Source organism: Deltaproteobacteria bacterium (assembly GCA_016219225.1).
In the GTDB taxonomy this organism is placed as follows: domain Bacteria; phylum Desulfobacterota; class RBG-13-43-22; order RBG-13-43-22; family RBG-13-43-22; genus RBG-13-43-22.
In genome coordinates this window covers 15,913-41,621 of sequence record JACRBX010000097.1, presented here as the reverse complement: position 1 = coordinate 41,621, position 25,709 = coordinate 15,913, and the positions used below count along the sequence as shown (strand labels likewise).

The 25,709-nt window shown below is 50.6% G+C and carries 25 protein-coding genes; 21 read left to right on the top strand and 4 right to left on the bottom strand.

Annotated elements, in window-relative coordinates; genetic code table 11:
- The first annotated feature begins 20 nt into the window (after positions 1 to 20).
- The 9 genes from HY879_08630 (at position 21) to HY879_08590 (ending at position 13,312) form a co-directional block, all read left to right on the top strand.
- Positions 21 to 1,604 carry an AAA family ATPase gene (locus tag HY879_08630; protein MBI5603410.1) on the top strand — a complete coding sequence of 528 codons (1,584 nt, stop codon included), beginning with the start codon at positions 21 to 23 and terminating at the stop codon, positions 1,602 to 1,604.
- 150 nt (positions 1,605 to 1,754) lie between these two features.
- The gene (locus tag HY879_08625) at positions 1,755 to 2,990 is read left to right on the top strand and encodes a 3-deoxy-D-manno-octulosonic acid transferase (protein ID MBI5603409.1); all 1,236 of its coding nucleotides are present in this window, start codon (positions 1,755 to 1,757) and stop codon (positions 2,988 to 2,990) included.
- A 1-nt stretch (position 2,991) separates the two neighbouring features.
- Positions 2,992 to 4,131 carry a glutamine-hydrolyzing carbamoyl-phosphate synthase small subunit gene (carA, locus tag HY879_08620; GenBank protein MBI5603408.1) on the top strand — a complete coding sequence of 380 codons (1,140 nt, stop codon included), beginning with the start codon at positions 2,992 to 2,994 and terminating at the stop codon, positions 4,129 to 4,131.
- A gap of 3 nt (positions 4,132 to 4,134) precedes the next feature.
- Positions 4,135 to 7,356, top strand: coding sequence for a carbamoyl-phosphate synthase large subunit (gene carB, locus HY879_08615; protein ID MBI5603407.1), 3,222 nt, complete (start codon positions 4,135 to 4,137; stop codon positions 7,354 to 7,356).
- A 209-nt stretch (positions 7,357 to 7,565) separates the two neighbouring features.
- Positions 7,566 to 8,975, top strand: coding sequence for an amidophosphoribosyltransferase (locus tag HY879_08610; protein ID MBI5603406.1), 1,410 nt, complete (start codon positions 7,566 to 7,568; stop codon positions 8,973 to 8,975).
- A 10-nt stretch (positions 8,976 to 8,985) separates the two neighbouring features.
- Positions 8,986 to 9,957: a KpsF/GutQ family sugar-phosphate isomerase gene (locus HY879_08605; GenBank protein MBI5603405.1), complete on the top strand. Its 972-nt coding sequence runs from the start codon at positions 8,986 to 8,988 to the stop codon at positions 9,955 to 9,957.
- A gap of 37 nt (positions 9,958 to 9,994) precedes the next feature.
- Positions 9,995 to 11,335: an ATP-dependent 6-phosphofructokinase gene (locus HY879_08600; protein MBI5603404.1), complete on the top strand. Its 1,341-nt coding sequence runs from the start codon at positions 9,995 to 9,997 to the stop codon at positions 11,333 to 11,335.
- Positions 11,336 to 11,423: 88 nt separating this feature from the next.
- Positions 11,424 to 11,921 (top strand): hypothetical protein, encoded by a 498-nt coding sequence (locus HY879_08595; protein MBI5603403.1) that lies wholly within the window; start codon positions 11,424 to 11,426, stop codon positions 11,919 to 11,921.
- A 218-nt stretch (positions 11,922 to 12,139) separates the two neighbouring features.
- Positions 12,140 to 13,312, top strand: a complete 1,173-nt coding sequence (locus HY879_08590) for a nitronate monooxygenase (protein ID MBI5603402.1) — start codon at positions 12,140 to 12,142, stop codon at positions 13,310 to 13,312.
- A gap of 35 nt (positions 13,313 to 13,347) precedes the next feature.
- Here the strand turns inward: HY879_08590 and HY879_08585 are convergent, their stop codons facing one another.
- A complete protein-coding gene (locus HY879_08585) occupies positions 13,348 to 13,500 on the bottom strand; it encodes a hypothetical protein (GenBank protein ID MBI5603401.1) in 153 nt (50 codons plus the stop codon).
- Positions 13,501 to 13,665: 165 nt separating this feature from the next.
- Here HY879_08585 and HY879_08580 point away from each other — a divergent pair, with 165 nt between their 5' ends.
- The 12 genes from HY879_08580 to HY879_08525 all read left to right on the top strand — a co-directional run bounded on the left by HY879_08580 (position 13,666) and on the right by HY879_08525 (position 21,344).
- The gene (locus HY879_08580) at positions 13,666 to 13,899 is read left to right on the top strand and encodes a hypothetical protein (GenBank protein MBI5603400.1); all 234 of its coding nucleotides are present in this window, start codon (positions 13,666 to 13,668) and stop codon (positions 13,897 to 13,899) included.
- 425 nt (positions 13,900 to 14,324) lie between these two features.
- The gene (locus HY879_08575; GenBank protein MBI5603399.1) at positions 14,325 to 14,576 is read left to right on the top strand and encodes a hypothetical protein; all 252 of its coding nucleotides are present in this window, start codon (positions 14,325 to 14,327) and stop codon (positions 14,574 to 14,576) included.
- A gap of 139 nt (positions 14,577 to 14,715) precedes the next feature.
- Entirely contained in the window at positions 14,716 to 15,036 is a 321-nt protein-coding gene (locus HY879_08570) for a hypothetical protein (protein MBI5603398.1), read from the top strand.
- Positions 15,037 to 16,014: 978 nt separating this feature from the next.
- A complete protein-coding gene (locus HY879_08565; GenBank protein ID MBI5603397.1) occupies positions 16,015 to 16,275 on the top strand; it encodes a DUF4160 domain-containing protein in 261 nt (86 codons plus the stop codon).
- A gap of 10 nt (positions 16,276 to 16,285) precedes the next feature.
- Complete coding sequence (locus HY879_08560; protein ID MBI5603396.1) at positions 16,286 to 16,552, top strand: DUF2442 domain-containing protein; 267 nt, start codon at positions 16,286 to 16,288, stop codon at positions 16,550 to 16,552.
- A gap of 176 nt (positions 16,553 to 16,728) precedes the next feature.
- Positions 16,729 to 17,064: a HEPN domain-containing protein gene (locus HY879_08555; GenBank protein MBI5603395.1), complete on the top strand. Its 336-nt coding sequence runs from the start codon at positions 16,729 to 16,731 to the stop codon at positions 17,062 to 17,064.
- Positions 17,037 to 17,360 (top strand): nucleotidyltransferase domain-containing protein, encoded by a 324-nt coding sequence (locus tag HY879_08550; protein ID MBI5603394.1) that lies wholly within the window; start codon positions 17,037 to 17,039, stop codon positions 17,358 to 17,360. Before HY879_08555 ends, HY879_08550 begins: the two co-directional genes overlap by 28 nt.
- Positions 17,361 to 17,432: 72 nt before the next feature.
- The gene (locus tag HY879_08545; GenBank protein MBI5603393.1) at positions 17,433 to 17,777 is read left to right on the top strand and encodes a diguanylate cyclase; all 345 of its coding nucleotides are present in this window, start codon (positions 17,433 to 17,435) and stop codon (positions 17,775 to 17,777) included.
- Positions 17,778 to 18,046: 269 nt separating this feature from the next.
- On the top strand, positions 18,047 to 18,718 hold the full coding sequence (locus HY879_08540; GenBank protein MBI5603392.1) for a hypothetical protein: 672 nt from the start codon (positions 18,047 to 18,049) through the stop codon (positions 18,716 to 18,718).
- On the top strand, positions 18,630 to 19,220 hold the full coding sequence (locus HY879_08535) for an aminoacyl-tRNA deacylase (protein MBI5603391.1): 591 nt from the start codon (positions 18,630 to 18,632) through the stop codon (positions 19,218 to 19,220). The genes HY879_08540 and HY879_08535 overlap by 89 nt, the downstream gene beginning before the upstream one ends.
- Positions 19,221 to 19,257: 37 nt before the next feature.
- On the top strand, positions 19,258 to 20,490 hold the full coding sequence (locus HY879_08530; GenBank protein ID MBI5603390.1) for an MFS transporter: 1,233 nt from the start codon (positions 19,258 to 19,260) through the stop codon (positions 20,488 to 20,490).
- A 167-nt stretch (positions 20,491 to 20,657) separates the two neighbouring features.
- Positions 20,658 to 21,344: a hypothetical protein gene (locus HY879_08525; protein ID MBI5603389.1), complete on the top strand. Its 687-nt coding sequence runs from the start codon at positions 20,658 to 20,660 to the stop codon at positions 21,342 to 21,344.
- 150 nt (positions 21,345 to 21,494) lie between these two features.
- On the opposite strand, the gene HY879_08520 is transcribed toward HY879_08525, so the two are convergent.
- The 3 genes from HY879_08520 to HY879_08510 form a co-directional block, all read right to left on the bottom strand.
- Complete coding sequence (locus HY879_08520) at positions 21,495 to 22,427, bottom strand: 3-hydroxyacyl-CoA dehydrogenase family protein (protein MBI5603388.1); 933 nt, start codon at positions 22,425 to 22,427, stop codon at positions 21,495 to 21,497.
- A gap of 238 nt (positions 22,428 to 22,665) precedes the next feature.
- Entirely contained in the window at positions 22,666 to 23,844 is a 1,179-nt protein-coding gene (locus HY879_08515; GenBank protein MBI5603387.1) for a DUF362 domain-containing protein, read from the bottom strand.
- A gap of 139 nt (positions 23,845 to 23,983) precedes the next feature.
- Positions 23,984 to 25,699, bottom strand: coding sequence for an AMP-binding protein (locus HY879_08510; GenBank protein ID MBI5603386.1), 1,716 nt, complete (start codon positions 25,697 to 25,699; stop codon positions 23,984 to 23,986).
- Positions 25,700 to 25,709: the final 10 nt, after the last annotated feature.

Here is a 25,709-nt window from a genome sequence, read left to right as displayed (position 1 = left end):
AACAATGTTACCTAAACCTCATGCCCAAAACCAACCCGATCGAGATCAATGAGCGATTTCAGCAGGCCCTGGAGCTGATGGAGAATACCGACCGGCATCTTTTTGTCACCGGGAAGGCCGGGACGGGAAAATCGACCTTGCTGGATCATTTTCGAAAAATGACCCGCAAAAAGATCGCCGTCCTGGCCCCTACCGGGGTGGCGGCCCTCAATGTCCGGGGGCAGACCATCCATTCCTTTTGCGGCTTTAAACCGGATATTTCCCTGGATAAGGTCAAAAAAAAGAGCCCAAAGGACAGCAAGCGGCCGACCCTCTATAAACAACTGGAAACCATCGTTATCGACGAAGTCTCCATGGTCCGGGCCGACCTCCTGGACTGTGTGGAGAAATTCCTCCGCCTCAACGGCCGGCAGCCTAAAAAATCATTCGGCGGAATCCAGATGATTTTTATCGGCGACCTTTATCAACTCCCTCCCGTGGTCACCTCGGCTGAAAAGGCCGTTTTCCGCCTTCAATATGAAACCCCTTATTTTTTTTCCTCCCGAATTTTTACGACCCCTCGTTTTGAAATGGAATTCGTGGAGCTGGAAAAGATCTACCGCCAGACTGATGAAGATTTCATCGGTCTTCTCAACGCCATCCGGAACCGTTCCATCACCGATGCCGATATGGTCCGGCTCAATCAAAATTGCGCCCCGGATTTTCTTCCGGAGGCAGATGATTTTTATATTTATCTGACCAGTACCAATGACCAGGCCTTTCAGAGAAATCAGGAAAAACTGGATCGTCTTGCGGGTAAAGCGGTTACCTTTCAAGGCCTTATCGAAGGCGACTTCGAACCCTCGGCCCTGCCCACCGAGACGATTCTGGAAGTGAAAACCGGGGCCCAGGTCATGCTTCTCAATAATGATCCCCTTGGCCGCTGGGTCAACGGCTCGATCGGCAAGATCACCGGGATCATTTCCCGCCGTGGGGAAGAAGATACCATCCAGGTGGAGTTGGAGGACAATACGGTTGCCCGGGTTACGCCCGTTACCTGGGAGATCTTAAAATATACCTACGATGCCAATGCCCGGAAAATATTTTCCCAACCGGTGGGCGCCTTCACCCAATACCCCCTGAAACTGGCCTGGGCCATTACCATTCACAAGAGTCAGGGCAAGACCTTTGAAAAGGTGGTCATCGACATCGGCCGGGGTACCTTCGCCCACGGGCAGGTTTATGTGGCCCTGAGCCGCTGCACCAGCCTTAAAGGCCTGATTCTTTCCAAGCCCATTCAAAAGCATCACATTCTGATGGATTTCAGGGTGGTTAAATTTCTGACCCGGTTTCAATATAAAAAGGCCGAAGAAAGACTTTCTTATGTCGACAAGGTCAGGATCATTAAAGAGGTGATGGAGGAAAAAAAAGACCTGGAGATCATCTATCTCAAACCGGATGACACCAAATCCCGCCGCCGCATCCGCCCCGAGTCTATTGAGATGATGGAATATGGAGGAAAACGATTCGAAGGCCTGCGCGCCTACTGCCATGAAAGGCAGGACCTGCGTCATTTTCGTCTCGACCGGATATTGGAGATAAAAACTGAAACCAAAAATATTTAAACTTGACCCTTTGGCTAAAAAATACTATAACCAGCAACAATCAGTTTATCTTATCTATTTGAAAATAATAATTTTTTTATGCCATTAGGTCTTATCTGCTATAATATCCTAGCTGGAATTCTTTTTTTAGTTGGGTTTCCTTTCCTAATCTTGTATAATCTGTCCCAAGGAAAGTATAGTAACCATCTGGTCGAACGATTAGGTCGTTACCCGCAATCCCTTCGGCCGGAGGCAACCTTGCCCAATGGGAGACCCATCTGGATTCAAGCCGTCTCAGTGGGCGAAGTCAAGGCAGCGGTGGCCCTGACACAGAGGATCAAAGAGCAACTCCCCGATGTTCCTCTCCTTCTTTCTACAACAACCCCGGCAGGAAGGGAAACAGCCGAAAAGCTCTTGGGAAAAGATATACCCCTTATCTATTATCCCCTGGATTTTTGGCTATGTGTCAAAAGGGCCTTAAAATTTTTCCGTCCCAGGGCCTTTATCGCCCTGGAAACGGAACTTTGGCCAAACTTTCTTTTTCAGGCGGGTCGATCGGGTTGTAAACTGATCCTGGTCAATGGCCGGATTTCGCAGCGTTCTTTCAGACGGTATTCCAAAATCCGCTGGTTCATAGGACCCCTGCTCAGGAATTTCAAGGTCTTGATGGTCAGGCATGGGGATGACGCCAAAAATTTGATCGCCCTGGGTGCCAGGGCGGAGCAGGTCCATATCCTGGGGAATATCAAATATGACAGTCTGTTGGATCAGGGCCGGGAAACTGTAAAGACCAAGATCCGGCAAAGGCTTCTTCTTTCCGAGGAAGGGCCTGTCATAGTGGCCGGAAGTACCCGGGGAGGGGAAGAAGCGATTCTCCTTTCCGTGTATAACCGTTTAAGGACCCATTTCCCGGATCTGGCCCTCATCCTGGCCCCTCGCCATATCAATCGATGTGCGGAGATAGAGGACTTATTAAAAAAACAAAGGGTGTCTTACCAGCTTTACAGCCGGATTCTTCAATCCGGGGGGCTCCGGAAAGAAGCGGTCATCCTTGTCGACCGAATCGGAGACCTCTTTGCCCTCTATAGCCTGGCTACCCTGGTTTTTTGCGGGGCCAGTCTGGTCCCCAAGGGAGGACAGAACATTTTGGAGCCGGCGGCCTGGGGAAAGTTGGTTTTCTACGGACCCTATATGGATGATTTTAAGGATGCCCGGGACTTTTTAGAAAAGGCCGGGGCCGGAATCGGTGTGGCCGGCGAGGTTGAATTGACGGAAGGGATGCATTATTTTTTGGAGCATCCGGAGGAGGCTGCCGAAAGAGGGGAAGCCGGCCTCCAGGCCTTGAAATCCAAAAGAGGACTCACCCAAAAAGCGGCAGAGATGATTGCCGAGATTATCAGGAATTGAAATGAAAGCCTTGTTAGCCTTAGAAGATGGCACCGTGTTTCCCGCCAGGTCCTTTACCGGCCCTGGTGAGGCCGGTGGGGAATGCGTTTTCAATACAGCCATGACCGGATATCAGGAGGTGATAACCGACCCTTCTTATAAGGGCCAAATGGTTACCATGACCTATCCTTTGATCGGAAATTATGGGATCAACGACCAGGATGTGGAATCAGACCGGATCCAGGTTGAGGCCTTTCTGGTCAAGGAATATCTGCCTTTCCCAAGCAATTTTCGCTCCCAGGCCCCTTTGGCCGATTATCTTATGAAAAGTGGTGTCCTGGGTCTGGAAGGGATTGACACCCGGGCCTTGACCAGACATCTGAGAAACCATGGGGCCATGAGGGCCTGGGCCTCGACCGATTGCCTGAACCCCGAGGCTCTGATCGAAAAGAGCAAGGCCGTTCCTCCCATGCTCGGGCAGGGATTGGTGGGGCAGGTAACGGCCGCACAGCCTTATTCCTGGACTCAGGGAAAGGTCCAGCCCCTATCTCCCGAACAAATAAAGAATCCCTGGAACGTCTCGGGATCGGGCTTTAAGGTCGTGGTCCTGGACTGCGGCGTGAAATACAACATCCTGCGCTCCCTGGAGCGAAGAGGCTGTCAAGTTCTGGTCGTACCGGCCTTGACCCCGGCCAGGGATATCCTGGCCGTCAAACCCGATGGATTTTTGCTGACCAACGGACCCGGTGATCCGGCCGTCAATCCGGAGATCATCCAAACGGTTCGGAATCTTTTGGATATGCTGCCCATCTTCGGCATCTGCCTGGGCCACCAGATCCTGGGTCTGGCCCTGGGCGGTATAACTTCCAAACTCAAGTTCGGCCACCGCGGGGCCAACCAGCCGGTTAAGTATCTCAGGACTGGCCGGGTGGAGATCACCTCTCAAAACCATGGTTTTTCGGTGGACCTGGATTCGATGAAGGATCCTGATGTGGAATTAACTCATATTAATCTAAATGATCAAACCCTGGAAGGTATGGAGCATAAACGATTGCCTGTTTTTTCAGTACAATATCATCCCGAGGCCTCGCCCGGTCCCCACGATGCCTCTTATCTCTTTGACCATTTCCTTTCCCTGATGGAAAGCAACCGGAAAGGATAACCCATGCCCAGGCGAACCGATCTCAACAAAATCCTGATCATCGGCTCCGGCCCGATCATCATCAGCCAGGCCTGCGAATTCGATTATTCCGGCACCCAGGCCTGCAAGGCCTTGCGGGAAGAAGGCTTTGAAATCGTCCTGGTCAACAGCAACCCGGCCACCATCATGACCGATCCGGAGATGGCCCATCGGACCTATATCGAACCGGTCACCCCGGAGGTCGTGGCCAAGATCATCGAGCGGGAACGCCCCCAGGCCCTGCTCCCGACCCTGGGCGGACAGACCGGTCTCAATACCGCTGTGGCCGTGGCCGAGATGGGGGTCCTCACGGCTTACGGCGTGGAAATGATCGGGGCTTCTTTGCCGGTGATCAAAAAAGCAGAAGACCGGGATGAGTTTCGTCGGGCCATGTGGAAGATCGGACTGAGGGTCCCGGAGAGCGTTATCGCCACTGATCTTTCGCAAGCCAGGGAATTGGTGGAAAAGATCGGTTATCCGGTTATCATCCGTCCGAGTTTCACCCTGGGGGGCACCGGCGGCGGGGTGGCTTATAATCGGGAAGAGTTTGAGATCCTGGTGGCGGCCGGTCTGGAAGCCAGCATGATCCACCAGGTCATGCTGGAAGAATCGGTCCTGGGCTGGAAAGAATATGAACTGGAAGTCATGCGGGATTTCAAGGATAATGTGGTGATCATCTGTTCTATCGAGAACTTCGATCCCATGGGGGTCCACACCGGAGATTCCATAACCGTGGCCCCGGCCCAGACCTTGACCGACAAAGAATATCAGGTCATGCGGGATGCCTCCCTGGCCATTATCCGTGAGATCGGGGTAGAGACCGGCGGATCGAATATCCAGTTTGCCGTCCATCCCGGCAGCGGGGAAATGGTGGTCATTGAAATGAATCCCCGGGTTTCCCGTTCCTCGGCCCTGGCCTCCAAGGCTCCGGGATTCCCGATTGCCAAGATTGCCGCCAAATTGGCCGTGGGTTATACCCTTGATGAAATCCCCAATGATATTACCAAGGAAACCATGGCCTCCTTTGAGCCGACCATCGACTATTGTGTGGTCAAGATTCCCCGCTGGACCTTTGAAAAATTTCCCGGGACGGAAGATTATCTGACCACTTCCATGAAGTCCGTGGGGGAGGCCATGGCCATCGGCCGGACCTTTAAAGAGGCCCTGCAAAAAGGGATCCGTTCTTTGGAGATCGGTCGCTTCGGCTTTGGGGCTGATGGAAAAGATTTGTACAATGTCCCGTTGGATGAAATCCATAAAAAACTCCGTCAGACCAATTCCGAAAGGATTTTTTATCTTAAAGCCGCCCTGGAAGCCGGCCTCAGCATTGAAAAAATTTATGACCTGACCCGGATTGATCCCTGGTTTCTCCACAACCTGGCCCAGATCATGGAAATGGAAAAAACCCTGGCCGGCTGTACCCTGGAAACCCTCTCTCCGGATCTGCTGCAACAAGCCAAAGGATTCGGCTTTTCCGATGTGCAATTGGGTCATCTGCTTAAGGTCCCCCCTTCGGAAATATTCCGGCGCCGACAGGAACTCCATATCCTCCCGGTCTATAAGCTGGTCGATACCTGTGCCGCTGAATTCGAGGCCTTTACGCCCTATTATTATTCAACATATGAGATGGAAGATGAATTCCGTCCTTCCGATAAAGAGCGCATCATGATCTTAGGGGGCGGACCGAATCGTATCGGTCAGGGGATAGAATTCGACTATTGCTGTGTCCACGCCTCGATGACGGCCAAAGAAGAGGGCTATACCAGTATCATGGTCAACAGCAATCCGGAGACGGTCAGTACGGATTATGATATCTCCGATAAACTTTACTTCGAACCCCTGACCCATGAAGATGTCTACCATATTATCGATCGGGAAAAACCTAAAGGCGTCATCGTTCAGTTCGGGGGCCAAACCCCTTTGAATCTGGCCGTAGGTCTTCAGGCAGCCCAGGCCCCGATTATCGGAACTTCTCCGGACAGCATCGACCGGGCCGAAGACCGGGAACGGTTTCAAGAACTTTTAAAAAAATTAGGGCTAATCCAACCGAAAAACGGGACCGCCTTTACGGTGGAAGAGGCCCTCAAGGTGGCCGAATCCATCGGATATCCGGTGGTCGTCCGTCCTTCCTATGTCCTGGGGGGCCGGGCTATGGAGATCGTCTATGAGCCGGCCGCCCTGAAAACTTTCATGGCCAAAGCGGTTCTGGTTTCACCGGGACATCCCATCCTGATTGATAAGTTTCTGGAAGAGGCCATTGAAATCGACGTGGATGCCGTTTCCGACGGAGAGAAGACCTTGATCTGCGGGATCATGGAGCACATTGAAGAGGCCGGAATCCACTCCGGTGACAGCGCTTGTGTTCTGCCTCCTTATACCCTTAAACCGGATCAGATCGAACGGATCAAGGCCAATACTTACGCCCTGGCCGGAGAGTTGGAGGTTCGGGGTCTGATGAATATCCAATATGCCCTCAAAGACAATATCCTCTATGTCCTGGAAGTCAATCCCCGGGCCTCCCGGACCATCCCTTTTGTCAGCAAGGCCACCGGGATTCCCTGGGCCAAAGTGGCCACCCGGGTCATGCTGGGCGTAAGTCTCAAGTCCCAGGGATTGACCCGTGAAATCAATCCCTCCCATATTTCGGTCAAAGAATCGGTTTTCCCTTTCTTGCGTTTTCCCGGAGTCGATACCCTCCTCGGTCCGGAGATGAAGTCCACCGGCGAGGTCATGGGTATCGATCGCAGCTTTGGTCTGGCCTTCGCCAAATCGCAACTGGCGGCCGGCAGCAAACTGCCCCTTTCCGGCACGGTTTTTATCAGTGTCAAGGATCAGGATAAGAAAATGATTTTATCCACGGCCCGAAAATTATATAATCTGGGTTTTAAAATTATGGCCACCTCGGGGACTTCGCGGTTTTTTGATCAGGCCGGGCTTTCCAATCAAATGGTCAACAAAGTTCGGGAAGGCCGGCCCCATGTGGTAGATCTAATAAAAAACGGAGAGATCCAACTGGTCGTCAACACCTCCGTTGGTTCAAAAAGCGTCTCTGAATCCTATTCCATCCGGCAAACCGCTTTGGTGCATAGTATCCCCTATACCACCACGGTAGCCGGGGCCAGGGCCACGGCCGAGGCCATCGAGGCTCTGCAGCAGAAAAAGCTTTCGGTGCGGACTATTCAGGAGTATCATAACGATTTGAAATAGAAGAGGCGGGTTCAAGGATTCCAGGATTCAGCCGCTCGGCCCGCTCGGCTCAGCCGAGCTTCCGAAGAGGCTCCCTTTTGGGAGCCGATTCGTCGAGCTATGAAAAAGGTTCCCCTCCGGGGAACTGCAGGGTTTAAATTCCAAGCCTTTCATCTGAATCCTTGACCCCTTGACCCCTTGAATCCTTTTTAATCAGCAGGTGAAAAAACATGATGTACCCGATTTATGAGGATCAGGAATTAAAAGAAGAGTGTGGCATTTTCGGGATCCATGGGCATCCGGAAGCCGCTAAGCTGACCTATTTTGGCCTCTACGCCCTCCAACACCGTGGGGAAGAGAGCGCCGGGATTGTCATCTCCGATGGCTCCCAGGTCCGGGAACAAAAGGGCATGGGCCTGGTGGCGGATGTTTTTAATGAACAGAGCCTGTCCGCCCTTCATGGAAACCTGGCTATCGGACATGTGCGTTACTCTACGACCGGGTCTTCCATGTTGAAAAATGCCCAGCCCTTCCTGGTCTCTCATGCCGGAATGGCCCTGGCCATTGCCCATAACGGGAATCTGACCAACGCCCATGAGTTGCGGCAGAGTCTGGAAAAGAAAGGCTCCATCTTCCAGTCCACCATGGACAGCGAGATCTTTATCCATCTTATCGCCCATAGTATGGAACAAGGTTTTGAGTCGGCCCTGATCCATGCCTTATCGCAAGTCCAGGGGGCCTATTCCATGCTCCTTTTAACCCAGGACCAATTGATTGGGGCCCGTGATCCCCATGGGTTCCGGCCTCTGTGCTTAGGGAAGTTAAATGGGGCTTATGTGCTGGCTTCCGAAACCTGCGCCCTGGATTTGATCGAGGCCCAATATGTCAGGGATATTGAGCCCGGAGAAATTATTTTTATAAACCAGAACGGCCTGCGGTCGGTTAAGCCTGCTGCCAAGACCCAAAGTGCCTTTTGCATCTTTGAGTTTATTTATTTCGCCCGGCCGGATAGTTATATCTTCGGACAAAATGTCTATCAGGTGCGTAAACGATTAGGGCAGATGCTGGCCAAGGAATTTCAACCCCAGGGGGACCTGGCCATGCCCTTTCCGGACTCCGGAAATTACGCCGCCCTCGGATTTGCCGAGGCCTCCAAAATCCCTTTTGAAATGGGGGTCATCCGCAATCATTATGTCGGGCGGACCTTTATTCAGCCTTCCCAGAGTATGCGGGATTTTGGCGTTCGGGTAAAGCTGAATCCGGTCCGTTCGGTCCTTAAAGGGAAACGGGTGGTCATCATCGAAGATTCCATTATTCGAGGGACCACCAGTCGTACCCGGGTCCAGGCCGTCCGATCGGCCGGGGCCAGTGAAGTCCACATGCTGGTCAGTTGTCCTCCCCACCAGTTTCCCTGTTATTACGGGATTGATTTTTCCACCAAAGGGGAGTTGATCGCCTGTCACCATTCGGTCGAGGATATCAGGAAGTTTTTAGAGCTGGACAGTCTGGGATATTTGAGCATGGGAGGCATGGTGGAGGCTACCGGTTTGCCGGAGTCCAGTTTTTGCCTGGCTTGTTTTAATGGCCGCTACTCGGTAGAGCCCGATACCGCCTTTACCAAGCTTTGTCTGGAAAGATAGTCGGCGGATCATGCTTCTGGATGAAGCCAGGGAAGTCTTGGAGATTGAAGCCCAGGGGATCTTGGATCTGATCCCCAAACTGGGACCGGCCTTTGAAAAGGCGGTTGAAGCCATCTATCAGCTCAAAGGCCGGGTCATCCTGACCGGTATCGGCAAGTCCGGGATCGTGGCCCGGAAGATCGTGGCCACTTTAAACAGTACCGGTACCCCCGCTTTGTTTTTGCATCCGGTAGAGGCCATGCATGGGGATCTGGGTATGGTCACTGCTAAAGATATCGTTCTGGCTATTTCCAACAGCGGCGAGACCGGGGAGCTGACTATTATTCTACCCAGTCTGACGCGCATCGGGGCCAGGCTGATTACCTTTACCGGAAATTGTGCATCGACCCTGGCCAAACAAAGTGACCTGGTGATCGATGTCGGAGTGGAGAAAGAGGCCTGTCCCTTGGGATTAGCGCCGACCACCAGTACCACTGCGGCCCTGGCTATGGGGGATGCTCTGGCCGTAGCCCTGATAAAACGGCGCCAGTTCAACCATCAGGATTTTAAACGCTTCCATCCCGGAGGGACGTTAGGCGAAAGGTTGTCCGTCAAGGTCTCCGAGGTCATGCTGACCGGCGATCAGATACCCATGGTTTCTCCGGCGCAGACCTTGATCGAAGCCATCCAGGAGATGGACGACAAGGACCTGGGTGCCACTCTGGTTGTGGAAGGCGGAGAACATTTTTTGTCGGGGATCATAACTGACGGGGACTTGAGACGGATTATCAAACGAAAGGCCCCCCTGGAAGAGACCCTGGCCGGCGAGGTCATGACCCTCAACCCCAAATCCATATCCCCCGAGATCCAGGCTTCGGAGGCCTTGGAGATGATGGAACAGTACCTGATTACTATTCTGCCGATCGTCGATCCGGATCGGCGGGTAGTCGGTATTCTGCACCTTCACGATTTATTGGGCAAGGGGGATTTTAAATTCAGATAACACAAGGAGGGAAAGACCTTTGAGTTATTTAAACCAATTGACCAAGGAAAACACCGTCATTGAGCAAATAGGGATTCCCAAGATCGATTCCCCTGTCCACTGTCTCCCTTTTGAAGATCCCCTGACTTGCCTTCGCCCTTCCGAGAATTTTGTCGATGACCAGGAAAGGATCCTTATCGACATTTCTGAACAACATTTTCTCGAATGCCTCCGGAAGGGGGAGCCCCCTTTGACTTTTGAGAAGGCCGGGCCCCGGCAGAAAATTTTTTTTTCACCCAAGAAGACCAAATGTGCAATCGTTACCGCCGGCGGGTTATGCCCGGGGGAAAATGATGTTATCCGGGCCATTGTTTTAGAGCTTTATTTTATTTACGGGGTCCGGAATATTATTGGCATTCCTTACGGATATCAAGGTTTTATCCCAGAATACGGCCACCCGGTCATTGATTTGACTCCCGAACGGGTCTCTTATATCCATGAATTGGGGGGAACGATCCTCTCCTCGTCGAGGGGTCAATATAAGGTCGAAGAAATCGTGGATACCCTCCAACAACTCAATATCAATATCCTCTTTACCATCGGAGGAGACGGCACATTAAGAGGGGCGGATCTCATCGTCGAAGAAATAAAAAAACGGGGGCTGATTACTTCGGTTATCGGTATCCCCAAGACCATTGACAATGACATCTCGTTAGTGGAAAAATCTTTCGGCTTTGAAACAGCCGTAGAGGATGCCGCCAAGGTAATTCGAAGCGCCCATGTCGAATCCGTAGGGGCCCCCAATGGTATCGGCATGGTCAAGCTCATGGGGCGCTATTCCGGATTTATTGCCGCCCATGCCGCGCTGGCTTCCCGGGAGGTCAATTTTGTGTTGATCCCGGAATACGACTTTGATCTGGAAGGCCCTCAGGGGTTATTAGCCGCCGTGCAGAAAAGGCTGAAGGAGAGAGGGCACGGGGTTATCGTGGTGGCCGAAGGGGCCGGACAAAAATATCTGGACGGTCTCCCTGAAGAAAGAGATCCTTCCGGCAATATCAAATTAAAAGACATCGGGATTTTTTTGGCCGAACGCATCCGGCGGCATTTCAGCCACCTTAACATGGAGATCAATCTCAAATATATCGATCCCAGTTATATCATTCGCAGCCAGCCGGCCAATTCCAGCGATCGTATCTTTTGCGGATTTTTGGGTCAGCATGCCGTCCATGCCGGTATGGCCGGAAAAACCAATATGCTGGTCAGCCTCTGGAACAATGAGTATGTTCATATCCCCATCCGGGCCGCAGGAGCCCGGAGAAAGCAAGTGGATGTGGGAGGCAATATGTGGATGAGTGTCCTGGAGTCAACCGGTCAACCGCCGCTGAAGAATGATCAATAAAGGTTTACGGTTCAAGGTCCAAGGTTCAAGGTAAAATTCTAAGCCCTACACCTTATACCTTGCACCTTGCTCTTTTGGGGGGGTTTTCATGTCCGACCGCGATGAAGAAGACCGGGAACGGGAACGTCCGTCCTGGCGGGAAATCGATCAACGCAAGGATCGAAGCAGCCATGTGTCCAAAGGACCTCGGCCGACCCGGGGGAAAAAAGGCAAGGATGAATGGCTTCGAAAAATGGCCTTAAAAGAGGCCAATAAACATTTCCGGGGCAAGCAGGGGACCGCGGCCCATGAAAAGGCTGCCGGTACCTTGCTTGAGAATTTCGGATCCCGTAAATTTCATGCTCTGGCCAAACAATATCTCGAGGAATACGGCCTTCCCACCCATTGGGGGACCCAGTTCCTGTTTCTGGATTATGAAGATCCCGAGATCGTTGTCGAATTGCTGAAAAAGATGGCGACGGTTTATCCCGGGCGCTCTCTGAGAGACCAGCAGGCCTTTTTAAGCAAACTCCGCACTCTGAAGGCCATCGCCGAAGATGGCGAAGTGCAGGACGAAGCGGCCGAGGTTTTATCTTCCCTGTCCTGAGATTCAAGAAGAAAGAAATTTTCCGCATTTTCTGCTTCTTTCCTTTTAGTGACTTAAGAATAAAAATCTACGCAACTTGGAAAGAATTTATAAAAAACAGGCCCTCTACCCGGACCAAATGAAAATCTTCCCGATGTTTGAGATAACCAATTTTGGTTCCGGCTGGTCCGGGTTGGGATACCTGAATACCAAACTATTTAAAAGAACAAGGTGATCAAATGATTAAATCTGTTTTTCCTTTATTGACTTTGAAAGGACGAAAATTGTTGCCCATTATCCAGGGCGGGATGGGCATAGGGATTTCGGCCCATCGGCTGGCCGGAACCGTAGCCAAAGAAGGTGCCATAGGGACCATTGCCAGCGTGGAGTTGCGCCGTTTGCATCCGGACATCATGGAGCGTACGCGCAATTGCCGGGACCATGCCACTTTGGCCGAAAGCAATCTGGAGGCTTTGGACCGGGAAATTACAAGCGCCCGGGACATCTGCAAGGCTGCCGGATTTTTGGCCGTCAATGTTATGAAGGCCTTGCCGCATTACGCGGATCTGGTGCGTCAGGCCTGTATCAGTGGGGCTAATGCCATCATTATGGGAGCGGGGTTGCCTATGGATCTGCCTGATCTGGTACGCGGTTTTGATGAAGTAGCCTTGATTCCCATATTATCCGAAGAGCGTGGCGTCCGGGCGGTTTTGAAAAAATGGATGCGAAAAGACCGTCTGCCGGATGCCATTGTGATCGAGCACCCCCGATATGCCGGAGGACATCTGGGATCACCACGGATAGAAGAAGTCATGGATCCCAAATTTGACTTTACCCATGTGTTGGAAGCGGTTCGGGGCGTCTTTAAGGAATTAGGGATTAAGGTAAACAGCATCCCTTTGATTCCTGCCGGCGGGATCAATTCTTTATTAACTTTGAAGAACCTTTTTAACCTGGGCGCCAGTGGCGCACAAATCGGAACCCCTTTTGCCGTAACCGAAGAAGGTGATGCCCATCTCAACTTCAAACGGGTACTGGCTGAAGCCACTTCTAAGGATATCGTCACCTTTATGAGCGCGGCCGGTCTTCCGGCGCGGGCGGTGAGAACACCCTGGCTGAAGCGTTATCTGGCTCAGGAAGTTGAGATGAGGGCCAACGCTGATCCGGAGCAGGCAAAATGTATCCGCAATTTAAATTGCCTCATCCATTGCGGCTTCAAATCCGGCAATCCGGCTGCCGGACAATTTTGTATTGAGACCCGTCTGGCAGCCGCTCAGCGGGGAGATATTGAAAAGGGATTGTTTTTCAGAGGGTCGGAACCTTTGCCTTTCGGCAACCAGATTCGGGCGGTCAGAGAAGTGTTGGAGTTTTTTTTAGTGGAAAAATTTGAGATGGCGGTTTCAGAAGCCTGAAAATTATCTTCCTGCTTCCAGCTTCCCCCTTCGGCTTAGGCCCTCTTCCATTTGATCTGGAATTCCACCTCTTCCCAATTGCCTTCCCGCTCATGCTCGATATTGACCACGGCCGACGACGGGACGTAAAGACGTTCGCCGGAAATCTGGATGGAAAAATTCTTTCCGGCTTCCAGGGTATCGGCCAGACGTCGTAATTTGGCAGGGTACTTCCAATCCTTATTTTATATAATTCAATGAGTTGGCTTGAATTTTCGCTTCGGATTTAAGTTTTCTCCCGGCCAATCCGATAAAACCTTTATGGGAAGTTTTTGAAACTTTTCTTCAGGAATTTTATTGGCAAGGAGGATACAGTGAATTGTTGGGAATTCAAAAATTGTGGCCGTCAATTAGGAGGAATCAAGGCCCAGGAATTGGGGGTTTGTCCTGCCTTCCCGAATCACGGCAAGCATTGTGCCTGGATAGCCGGCACCCTCTGCGGGGGGAAGGTGCAAGGGAAATTTGCCATGAAAGTGGCCAGTTGTATGCAGTGCGATTTCTATAAAAGTCCATACTATGACAAAGGCTATAAAGGCTATAAAGGATAGCTATACTGCCCTTTGTTTTATGGTCTGAAGACCTCAAATTTTTCATTATGTTCCAAAGTTCCAGTCAGGATTCAGCAAAGGCCGACCGTTTTTCCTTTTTTGATCCATCGGGACAGCCCAATCCCCATCCGCCGTTGGCGGAGCAATCGATAAGCTTCGCTACCCTCCCGGTGTAGGCCCCTCCCTCCAATTTATAATTTAATGATTTGACTTGACTTTCCGACCTGACGCTATATAAAAGAAGTAATATTCCAATCTCCCCTTTCTCCAAAACCTTTTTCGGAGCTTGATAGATGAAACAGGTGGTCATCGAAAATCCTGTTATTGAAAGTTGGAAAATTTTGGAGGTCGACTGATGCTCATCTCACGGATCATTTTAAAAAATTGGCGAAATTTCAAGATATTGGACGTTCGCTTGGGGAGTCGTGTCTTATAACGGAGAATTAATTGAATTTGTTGAAAGAGTGGCAGGTTTTCGAAGCGGCAAAGTATTCTCCCAGTTTGGACAGGGCCTTTGTACAAGATATCCTCTTCTCAACCGATTTTTAAATGAATTTAAAAATGAAAAAACCCGATTTATCAGATATCCCAATGGAAAGGTTCCTGTGGGTCAAATTGAGGTTCGTGAGGCACAAGCGGAATATCCAAAAGAGAAAAAATCAGAAAAGCCAGATTAATGAGAGTTAATGGGTATAGGGATGCTCGCCTATTAGAAAGGCTGGCAGAGAAAGCGACGATTCCTTCGAATTTTTAAGCAAGAAAAGATCAAAAAATGAAACAAATATTTTTACTTGGGGCAGGATTAACAGGGCCGTTATGGGCGAAAAGGCGTTGCTGACTGATGAAATCATGCCCAAGCTTGATATTTCAGCCTTCCCGGAGATAATCAATGACTATATTGAAGCATTCCCGGACATTGAGCAATTCATTACCCGAATAGATTTAAAATATTTCCAATTTAAAAAAACCAATAACTCTTTGGCCAATAAATTTAAAGCATTTTCAGGAGTGCGGACCAGGGGGATGCAAATTCGAAGAGTTATCCCAAGTCCTACCCTCTCTTTCCAGGTACCAGATCCATGGTTTGTTAAAGGAGTTAAAGGGAGAAAAAAAGATAAAAGTGGAAGGTCGAACTAAAGCCGGTAAATGGTTTGCGATTTAGTATGGATGGTTTGAATTAATTGTGTTTTTAGGGGAATTCAACACAATCAAAACACAATCAAAACACAATTTATGATGGTATGTAGTTGAAAATTAAATAAAAATATTGTGCCCTCCTAGGGCTAACCATAATTTAAATCTAATAAATTGGTGGACGATCCGCCGAGTAGATGCAAGGTTGGAAAGCTAAAAAAGATATTTTCGTAAACCAGATAATCAATAGATAGAATACGTCCCCCATGGAGGTCTTATGAAAGACATTGGGAGTGAATTTCTGGACGCCTACTCGTGGATAAGATTAAACGACCTTCCAAATTGGCTCACGATCGTTTTTACTGGCATTTTTTGGCCTTTGGTTTTGTTTATTTGGACACGACGAAAAGTAAGGAATGTTCCAAATCTTGCAGTTTCACTCAGCCAATGTAAACTGACCATGGATAACAAAGATTACGATGGAGTGAATTTGAAATTTCTGAACAATACGGGTTCTATAGTATACATAACAAACGTGAGACCCCTCAGGTGCTCATCCCTTTTTCCTGTTCACCCTGATGCATCCCGAGATATCGCTGATCGGTCACATGAACTGAAATTTTTTGATGACCTCTGTCAAAAATATTGTAGGAGACAAATTACCTTACAAACCAACGAGGAGGCGGTGACCTGCATAGCAATAAGCAATTTAGACAAAGGGCTATTGCTGTTCAAGTCCTCATGGTTTCGAATATTATTACGTATGAGGAAATATTTTCATCTCCAATATGTAGCACTGGTTGGAAACCAGAAGTATAGAGTCTCCACAGCATATTAGCATTTCTTTTAGGTGTAAGTCGAGGTTTGGTTCCAATGCCGTTAACTTAAAGAGGTTTCGTTTCCCATGCCGTCGGAATTACGGACAAAATTGTGGTATTTATTGACCAGGTATGGTAATCGAGGTTTTGGAGGTGGTTTTCAATGCCGGAAATAAGTAGATTTTTTGGAATTGTAATCGCCATGTATTATAAGGAACATGCCCCCCCTCATTTCCACGCAAAATATGCAGGGCAAAGAGCCGCCTTTGCGATTTCAGACCTCGGGATTATTGAGGGGTCTCTCCCCCGCAGGGCCATCTCCCTGGTTTTGGAATGGGCGTTTGAGCACCGGCAAGAACTGATGGAGAACTGGCAAAGAGCAGAACGTCGGGAAAATTTATTGACAATACCACCGTTAGATTGAGAGGCGTCCAATGCATTACGTTACTGAAGCCACCTATCTGTCCGATTATAAGCTTATGGTTCGATTTGAAAATGGTCAGGAAAAAATGGTTGACTTGGCCTTGCACCTTGACGGCCCTGTCTTCGAACCTCTTAAAGATCCCCAGTACTTCCGCCGTTTTACTGTCAATCCGGATATCAATACCGTTACTTGGCCAAATGATGCAGATTTTTCCCCCGATTTTCTTTACGAGATTGGAATCAATCTCAGCGAACAATCGGTTGTACGGGATGGGTAGTAACCGCCTTGCATGCAGACGCCGGTCTGATAAGTTTGCATAGTGGAACTCGGCGGGACACCAGTTATGGTCCTTTCTGGGCTAAAGATTATGTCATTTAAGGGCAAAACCGAGCTTGCCGGGCATCCTAACGTAATGTTCAGTATTGGATCAATTCATCAAACCAGGATTACCCGGTGATGGAAAGTCTGTTCAGCAACAGTCATTATGGGTGGTCCTTGTTTGTCGGGCATCTGGTATTGGAAAAATTATTGAAAGCCTGTTACGTCAGGAATGTTGATATTGCCTCGCCTCGAATTCATAATCTTTTGAAAATCGCTAAAGACGCCGGGCTTGAACTAACGAAGGAACAGATGCTTTTTCTTGATGAGGTAACGACGTATAATCTTCGTACCCGATATCCTGATTTTAAAGACAGGTTTTTTCAAATGGCCACCAAAGAATATACAGAGGATTCCATCAAAAAGATCAAGGAGTTTAGGCAATGGCTCTTGCAACAGATAAGCAGGTAATATACCAAAAAATCAATCAGTATATTGATCGTCTTAAGGACAATCGGGTCGGTATATGGCGGCTCTATTTATATGGATCTTACGCTAAAGGCACTCAACACCCCGAAAGCGATATCGACTTGGCGGTTTTTCTGGATAAGGAAGATATCGATGGAATTAAGGATGATCTCGAACTCATGCAGCTTAGATGGGACATTGACCTTAGTATTGAACCCCACGCCTTTGCCAGATCGGACTTTGATGAAACAAACCCGTATATAAAAGAGATTATTACCACCGGGGAAAGAATTATTTAAATTTTAAAGTGAGTTGACACCGCACTGATTTTACAAGAAGGTTGATAAAACCGGAAAGGATATGAAAAAGTTATGACGGAACATGCTTGGGTCAAGGAATTTCCGGGGGCGATTGTGGTTTGCGATCCGGAGGGGATTATCCTGTATATGAATGATAGGGCTATTAAAAGCTTCGAGAAACAGGGGGGGAAGGACCTGATCGGCACCAATGTCCTGGACTGCCATCCCGAGGCGGCCCGGGAAAAATTGAAGGGGCTGATGGACCGGCAGGAGGACAATGTGTATTCCATTGAAAAAGAAGGGCAGCATCGCCTCATTTATCAAACCCCCTGGTATCAGGAAGGGCGCTATGCCGGCTTTGTTGAAATCGTTTTCCCCGTTCCGGCGGAGATACCGCATTTTATTCGGAAGAGTTGAGAAAATAGCTGAAAGCTCAAAGCTCAAAGTTCAAGAGAAGCGCCCATTATCGTCATTCCCGTGAAAACGGGTCCCGCTTTTGGCGGGATTAATTAGTTACATAGGGCCTGGATTCCCGCCTGCGCCCTCCGGGACGTAGTCCCCAACGGGACGGAGTCGGAATGACGGGTTTTTTCGTGAGCATCATTATTGGCCGGACTCAAAATGTCTATATTGGCCCGTGTAGTTCGGTGGCCCAAAAGAATCAAGTTTAAACGAAAGGAAATGCCATGAAACACTGGGAACATCGTCCGGAGGAGGCCTGGAAGGATTTCAGGTTCAACCAACCCTATGCTAACGGCCTGAAGAGGTTGAACGAAGAGGTCCTGGGAAAGACCGATTTCGACCCGGCCACCCTCTGGCAGTGGGGGACCATGCAGGCCATGGCGGTTATCGAGATCCTCAAAGATTGTGAAAAACAGTTCGGAGTCGAAGGTCAGAAGGTGGTCTGTCAGGCCTTGCAAAAGGTGGGTTTGGATGTGGGACGGCAAATTCTCAAGGGCATTCAAAAACCGGATTCGATGACCGAAGAAACGTTTTTGAGTTATGTCGTCACGGTGATCAACCGGATCGCCTATGCCTCGCTGGAAGATCCCAAAATCGACGGACCGGATCAGGTCAGCTTTGATATCCTCTGGTGCCCCCACCAGGATCATTATCAGGCCTTCGATTGCCGGGTTCAACGCTACCTGGTCCAGGGGATGCTGGATGCCTTTGAGGAGGCCGGCCTGGCACCAGGCTTTCAGGTGCGCGTTGACACCACGATTCCGACCGGGGCTCCTACCTGTCATTTCACCCTTTGGAAGGCAACTGATGAACAGGGGCAGGCCTGGAAAAAGTACACTGAACAATTGGAAGCAAAAGCCTTGCGGATCGCCGCTGAAAAAAAGGCGGAAGCATAAAAGGGGCTTTTTGGCGGACAAACCCGACATTCCCGTCACTCCGGCTGTCCGTTTTCTGCGGGAGCGAAAAATAGATTTCAAGCCCCGTTTCTATACCTATGAAGAACATGGAGGCACGCATCTGGCGGCCGAGATGCTTAAGATTCCGGAGCATAGTATTATCAAGACATTGGTCTTGAAAGCGGACTCCGGCCAACCCTTTATCGTTCTGCAGCACGGCGATTGTCAGGTTTCCACCAAAGAATTAGCCCGTCAGATAGGTGTAAAACGGATTAATCCCTGTGGGGAAGGGGAAGCCCAAAAACACACCGGCTATCAAGTAGGGGGCATCAGTCCCTTCGGGACCAGAAAAACCTTGCCGGTTTATGCTGAAAAAAGTATCTTCTCCCTTGACCGATTGGTTATTAACGGAGGCAAGCGGGGCTTTCTGATCGAAATTTCCCCCGGGGATCTGTCGAGAACCCTGCCGCTAAAAAAAGTTGAGGCTGCTTTGAAAAAATAGGTGAGCCGATTATCCGAAATCCCATCAAGGAGGGTATATGGAGAAACCCAGGTTGCATTACGGCTGGATTGTGATCTTTGTGGGTTTGTTGGTAACTATCGGGGCCCATGGGTTCGGGCGCATGTCTTATACCCTGATTCTCCCGGCCATGAAGGACGGGCTCCATTTCAGTTATACCCAGTTGGGTCTGATCGGTACCGGGAATTTTGTCGGTTATCTCCTTATGGCCTTGATCGGCGGGGCCTTGGCAGCCCATTTCGGGTGTCGCTGGATGATCACCCTGGCCCTGGCCTTTATGGGGGTGACCATGCTTCTGACCGGCCTGGCCCAAAGCTTTGAAATGGCCTTCAGCCTGCGCCTGCTCACCGGCCTGGGCCACGGGGCGGCCTACGTTCCGGCTATGGCCCTGGGCTCGGCCTGGTTCGCCAGCCATCGGCGGGGGTTTGCTACCGGGATCGTTTCGGCCGGGATCGGTTTGGGGACCATGATCGCCAGCCTGGTCATCCCGCCTATTCTCAAGGCCCATGGGCTGGAGGGTTGGCGCTTCGCCTGGTATTATCTGGGGGCGGCTGTGCTACTGATTGCCGTTTTAGCGGCCCTGTTTATTCGCAGCCGGCCTGAAGAGCTGGGCCTTTGCCAGGTGGGGGAGGAAGTTCCACAGTCTTTACCCAAAGGACCGGCCCCTGCTTCCGGCGCCCTCAGATGGAAAGAAGTTTATAAAGTCAAGGCCGTCTGGTATCTGGGGATGGTCTATTTTATGTACGGCTTTTCCTATATCATCTATATGACCTTTTTTGCCGCCTATCTGATAAAGGAATTGGGAATGACCCCGGCCAAAGCCGGAGGTCTGTGGGCTTTGGTCGGAGGCTTAAGCATTTTTTGCGGGATTATCTGGGGCGGTATCTCCGATTATCTGGGACGGGCCCGGGGAGCGGCCCTGGCTTATTTAACCCTGGCGGCCGCCTACCTGATTTTTGCCCTGATCAAGGGGCCAACAGGCTATTATTTATCGGTCTTTTTTTTCGGTCTGAGTGCCTGGAGCATCCCGACCATCATGGCCGCCACTGCCGGCGATATCGTCGGTCCCCGGCTGGCCCCGGCCGGTCTTGGTTTAGTCACCCTATTTTTTGGGATCGGTCAGGCCCTGGGGCCGGGGATCGGAGGCTATCTTTCCGATGCCACCCAGACTTTTTCAATCCCATTTTTTCTGGCCGGGGGTGTTTCCATCCTCGGGGGCCTGATGGCCCTGGGAATAAAAACAAAAAATTGAAGCCGATCAAAAATTTTCTATTTTTTATTGCTGTTTTTTTGTCTTTTTGCCTCTGGACCTTGTCTGCCAGACCCCTTTCGGCCCAGGAATCAGGGGCAAGCCCCTCCGCCCGGTCTGATAAGGAATCTCGTCTTAATCGCCCATCAATCTTGATCGGATACGGCCTGGTGAATAATTGGTCTCGAATTGATCCGAATGCATTGGGAGAACTGCTTTCCCGGAATGGACTAACGCTGACCGGGATCGAATATGTCCCCTGGTTTGATGAAGAAGGACGAAAAGGATTATCTCGCCGGACGGATCTGGAAGCAGCCAAACGGTTCGTAAAGGCCATGCGGACCTATCATATCACCACCTTGATCAGTGTGGTGAATTGGAACAGCGAGGGGTCAAGCAAAGCCTCGACCGAATGGTTTCTGGACCGGATTCGGGAGATCAGGGACCAAATCGGGATAAACCAGGTACTCCTTTTGCCTGTTTCAGAACCTGATGGCTCCAGTAAATCCCGAGAATGGCAGGAATTAGCCCTGAAGGAATGGCCTGGGAAAAAGGTCCTTAATGGCCCCGGAGGGCGGGGCCGGCCGATGATTTCCGGGAAGGTGGATTATCTGGACTGGCATTGGTGTACTGATTTTGATCCGTCAACCGTAAAGACCACAGAGGCCGGTTTGGAAGTCATTAACAACACCGATTGCACCCCGGTGATTAATCCGGGACCTGTCCGGGCCGGCCAAATGACCAGGGCGGCCTTGGATAAAAAGGCCCATTTCCTGGTCTATGATTTTGATGGAATGAAAATCGATGAACAGGTTATTGAGGCCATGGGGGCAGCCATAAAGCAGACCTTCCCTTAACGGGATGCGAAAAAACTTTTTTTAACAGGTTGCTCAAAAAGGTCCATCTACCGTGTTGCCCTCATCCTTCGTCATTGCGACGTACTTTTATGTACGCCTCATTCCTCTGGATTTCGGGCGCCTTGTATCTGGACCTTTTTCAGCAACCTGTTAAGGCCCAAAGATCAATTTGATGAGGTCCAAAAGCAGACGGTCCCTGGTTCTGATGGTTTCAGCGGTCTTTTCCGGGGGCCAGGGATAGTAGCCCTGGCCGCTCTTGGCCCCCAGATGACCTTCGGCTACTTTTTCAGCTAAGAGCGCAGAAGGTTCGATTTCGTTGCACAGATGGGGGAGTAAATATTTCTGAACCTTATAAGTGATATCCAGACCCCCCAGATCGGCTCGTTCCAAAGGCCCCATAAGGGCCAGACGCAGGCCGAAACCGAATTTAACGACCCGGTCCACCTCCTCCGGGGAGGCAATGCCCTGCTCCACGATGCTCATGGCCTCCCGCTGCAAGGCGTGCTGCATCCGGTTACCCAAAAATCCCGGAACATCTTTATGGACCCGCACCGGCTCTTTGCCGATAGCCGCTATGATAGAGACCACCTTTTCGAAGACGTCCTCGGAGGTATATTGGCTTTTTATAATTTCGACACAGGGCAGGACGTGGGGAGGGTTCCAGAAATGGGTCCCCAGTGCCCGCTCCCGATGTTTGAGATAGCGGCAGATGGAAGTGATGCTGATGGCCGAGGTGTTGGTGCAGAAGATGGTTTCCGGGGGGACCAGTCCTTCCAGTTCAGTAAATAACTTTCGCTTAAGATCCAGTTCTTCGCTGATCGTCTCTATGATGAGTTCCGGGCCTTGGGCTGCCAAGGCTAATGTATCACAAAGGATCACCTGCTCCGCTGCGGCCCGGGCCGTGTCCGGATCTATGACCCCGGCTTCTACAAAAACATTCAGATTAGCCCGGATGCGGTCTGGCGCTGTTTTCAATGTTTCCGGTCTGGCATCATAAAGCCGGACCTGCCAGCCTTTGACGGTAAAACATTGGGCAATGCCGTGACCCATGGTCCCGGCACCGATGATACCCACTTCCTTCATGGTTATAGCTCCTTTTAATTAGTGGTAAAAATGTTCAACAGAGAATTTATTCTAACGTAAACACTGTTATCTGCGGCTCGTTACTGGTTACTGGTTACTGGTTGCTGGTTAAACTCTCATGCTCCGCCGGAACACCTCGAATCATGAAAATGGTTTGCTCCGAACTCTAAACCCCGAACTTATTTTTGTATTAAAACGAGTAACGAGAAACCAGTAACAAAAAGATGCACTTTTGCTTTCAGCGTCCCCTTTTAATCCGGTCCCACAGACCCCGGGGGACCCATAACCCTTCATAGGGACAATGCTCCAGGCAACAGTAACATTCGATACACAGTTGTTGATTTATGGTCAGCCCCGGATCGGTCAAATTCAAGGCCTGGGCCGGACAGGCCTGGACGCATAAGCCGCATTTCTGACACTGATCCTTCTTGATCTTGGGTTTGGCTTCATACAGCCAGTCAAAGGCCCTGCCGATCAACCAGGCTGGTATGATCCTCTCGGCCCATTCCCTGGTCCTGGTGAAGGGATGTTTAAAGCCGGGGATAGGCAGGTCTTGCCAGGAAGTCCCCAGAAGTTCGATCCGGGACGGATCGGCCATCCCCAGTCCTGCTTCCGCGGCTTGAACGATTGTGGGAACTCTGGCCGGTTCAAATCCCATGATGAAGGCTGCAACAACATCCAAAGCCACCGGATCGGTTGAGGCCAGGAGCCGATTGACCGGCCGGGCCTGGCCGTGGGTCGGCCCGGTCCCTTCCATGGCCATTATGCCATCCATGATATGCAAGGCCAGAGGTACCTTCATTTTAATTCCGGACAGGATATCGGTCAGGGCCTGGGCCATGGCCGGTCCGGTGGGTGCGATCAAGTGGACGGACCGCTTCAGGGATCCGGGCAACAGCCCCAGATAATTTTTTATGGCTCCGGTTATCCCGGTCAGGATATGGGTTTTTAACTTGGGCAGGTTGATTATGACATCAACCCGGTCCAACAGGGCAGTGGCCTTGAATCGGGGTAACAGTTTTCCCTGTGGGTTTTGGATGTCCATAACGCCGAGTTTTTCGAGATTGACCAATTCGGCCCCAAGGGTGACAGCCACCCGGTCCAAACCCATCAGAGCAAAAGCCCTCTGAGATTTCCCGTAGGAGCCCAGTCCGCCGGAATCGGCGATAAGCAGATGCACCTCATGATGATTAAGGAGGTAGCGGCCTACAGCCTCCACCACCTCCCCCCGGGTATTAACGGGCCGGTCCGGACCGTGATGGGCCGAAAGACCATTAGGTTTGAGCAGGACCCGGGCACCAGGGGGGAGGGGAAGGGGCTCCAGATCGGAGAGCATCTTCTCCACCGCTTCAAATACGTTTCCAGGCGCATAATCAGGGCAGCGGCTGACCCGGACAGGGACAGGAGGAACGGACATGAGTTTTACCGGTTATCCTTAGAATTGAATCTCAGCTTAGACAACTTTACTCAAGCCGGGAGGGGAGGTCAAGAAAGAAAAAACAGGGATAGAGTGCTTTGGCAGTGGAAAGGGAAAAAAACAGGGTGGTTTTCACACCCTATTTTCTCTCATTCAAGAAGATCTCTTTCAGTTTGTACTTTTCCACCTTGTGAGTCGGGGTTTGGGGCAGGGTCTCAATAAACCGGATATGTTTGGGCCACATGTATTTAGGCATTTCGGCCTCGATCCAGGGCCTGAGTTCGCTTTCTGATAGATTTTCTCCCGGTGCGGGGACGATATAAACAACGATATCATCTTCCAATCCCTTTTCGGCCGGAACCGGAAAGGCGGCCGAAACGGCAATCTTGGAATGGGCATTGATCATATCCTCAATCTGAAAGGATGAAATATTTTCCCCCCGGACCCGGATGAATCCCCCCATGCGGTCCACAAAATAAAAAATTCCCTCTTCATTTTTGTAAGCGCCGTCTCCGGTGTGAAACCAGAGATTCCGGAATACTTCTTTCGTGGCCTCCGGCCGGTTCAGATATTCATCCAGTAAAACATAAGGCAATCGGCTCCGTAAGACAATCTGCCCGTATTCTCCGGCTGCCAGTTCTTCATCATGTTCATTGACAATAGAAACCTCATGAAACATGCAGGCCTTACCCATGAATCCTTTTTTGACCGGAACGGTTCCGGGAAGCACCGGCAGACCCAACCGGCCGGCAATGGCGACGATTTCATCCCTTGAAAAACCTTTCTGGAATTCTGCAGGGGTCCCGTGGCCGTCAAGGGATTCATCGATCATGGCGGCACAGGCATAACCGATTTCCGTGGCCCCATAGCCGACATTTACAAAATCAATACCGAACCTCCTGGCAAAAAGGTGATGGTATTCAGGCAGGGGCTGCATATGGACCCTTCGAAGGGTATTATGCCGATCTTCCGGTTTTTCCGGAGGCTGAAGCAGCCAGGGCATCATCACATCCAGCAAAAGGCAATAACTGGCCCCACTGACTCGGATCCGGTTCCAGAATTCCGAAGCGCTGAAGCGGTCCCAGACCGCCACCGTACACCCCTGCCAGGCTGCACGTCCGACCAGGGAAAAGGCCCCACCCACGTGGTAAAGGGGCAGGTCACAATAAACCACATCATCGGGATGGAGGAGCTTTACCCCGTAATAACAGTAATTCTGCAGCCAACGACAAGGCTGGACCACCCCTTTGGGCGGGCCGGTAGTGCCCGAGGTATAGATAATATTGGCCGTATCCCAATAGTTAAGGAGGATATTGGGGTTTGGATGGTCTCCGCTTAACAGGTCAGCCCAGGGGGTCCAATGGAACTTCTGATCCAAAACCAGAGCGGGATCATCCTCCTTGAAATCATGGTCGCCTTTTTGGGGGTGATAAAGCACAATGGGGAAATCACCGATTTCCGCTTTTATCTGGTTTAATAGGGGTTCCCGCCCTTTTTCGGTAATCAGAAGCCTGGGTTTGGTATCGTTGAGCTGATACGATAGAAGACGTCTTTTATAAAGAAAATTGATGGGACAGAATACAGCTCCGATTTTCCACAAGGCGAACATGGCAATAATGATGACGGTGGGGTTGAGCAGAAAGAGGGAGACCCGGTCCCCTTTTTGCACTCCCATGGCCCGCAGATGGAAGGCCAGGTTATTGGCTAACTGGTTAAATTCCTGATAAGTAAAGCGACGGTCCTCCTCGCCGTAATAGAAAAATGTTTTATCCGGGATAACCTCGGCCCACTCCTCAAACTTTCTGACCAGAAGTCCCATCAGGTCCAGTTCCTGTTTAAGATCTCTTGATTCCATGATGATATCC

Bases quoted from the DNA above. Each gene is read 5' to 3' on its own strand.
- HY879_08520 (MBI5603388.1), bottom strand. From the start codon at position 22,427: ATGAAGGAAGTGGGTATCATCGGTGCCGGGACCATGGGTCACGGCATT.
- HY879_08605 (MBI5603405.1), top strand. From the start codon at position 8,986: ATGCTTCTGGATGAAGCCAGGGAAGTCTTGGAGATTGAAGCCCAGGGG.
- HY879_08545 (MBI5603393.1), top strand. From the start codon at position 17,433: ATGACGGAACATGCTTGGGTCAAGGAATTTCCGGGGGCGATTGTGGTT.
- carA (MBI5603408.1), top strand. From the start codon at position 2,992: ATGAAAGCCTTGTTAGCCTTAGAAGATGGCACCGTGTTTCCCGCCAGG.
- HY879_08550 (MBI5603394.1), top strand. From the start codon at position 17,037: ATGGCTCTTGCAACAGATAAGCAGGTAATATACCAAAAAATCAATCAG.
- HY879_08590 (MBI5603402.1), top strand. From the start codon at position 12,140: ATGATTAAATCTGTTTTTCCTTTATTGACTTTGAAAGGACGAAAATTG.
- HY879_08610 (MBI5603406.1), top strand. From the start codon at position 7,566: ATGATGTACCCGATTTATGAGGATCAGGAATTAAAAGAAGAGTGTGGC.
- HY879_08560 (MBI5603396.1), top strand. From the start codon at position 16,286: ATGCATTACGTTACTGAAGCCACCTATCTGTCCGATTATAAGCTTATG.
- carB (MBI5603407.1), top strand. From the start codon at position 4,135: ATGCCCAGGCGAACCGATCTCAACAAAATCCTGATCATCGGCTCCGGC.
- HY879_08540 (MBI5603392.1), top strand. From the start codon at position 18,047: ATGAAACACTGGGAACATCGTCCGGAGGAGGCCTGGAAGGATTTCAGG.
- HY879_08565 (MBI5603397.1), top strand. From the start codon at position 16,015: ATGCCGGAAATAAGTAGATTTTTTGGAATTGTAATCGCCATGTATTAT.
- HY879_08515 (MBI5603387.1), bottom strand. From the start codon at position 23,844: ATGTCCGTTCCTCCTGTCCCTGTCCGGGTCAGCCGCTGCCCTGATTAT.
- HY879_08510 (MBI5603386.1), bottom strand. From the start codon at position 25,699: ATGGAATCAAGAGATCTTAAACAGGAACTGGACCTGATGGGACTTCTG.
- HY879_08630 (MBI5603410.1), top strand. From the start codon at position 21: ATGCCCAAAACCAACCCGATCGAGATCAATGAGCGATTTCAGCAGGCC.
- HY879_08530 (MBI5603390.1), top strand. From the start codon at position 19,258: ATGGAGAAACCCAGGTTGCATTACGGCTGGATTGTGATCTTTGTGGGT.
- HY879_08535 (MBI5603391.1), top strand. From the start codon at position 18,630: ATGAACAGGGGCAGGCCTGGAAAAAGTACACTGAACAATTGGAAGCAA.
- HY879_08570 (MBI5603398.1), top strand. From the start codon at position 14,716: ATGGGCGAAAAGGCGTTGCTGACTGATGAAATCATGCCCAAGCTTGAT.
- HY879_08595 (MBI5603403.1), top strand. From the start codon at position 11,424: ATGTCCGACCGCGATGAAGAAGACCGGGAACGGGAACGTCCGTCCTGG.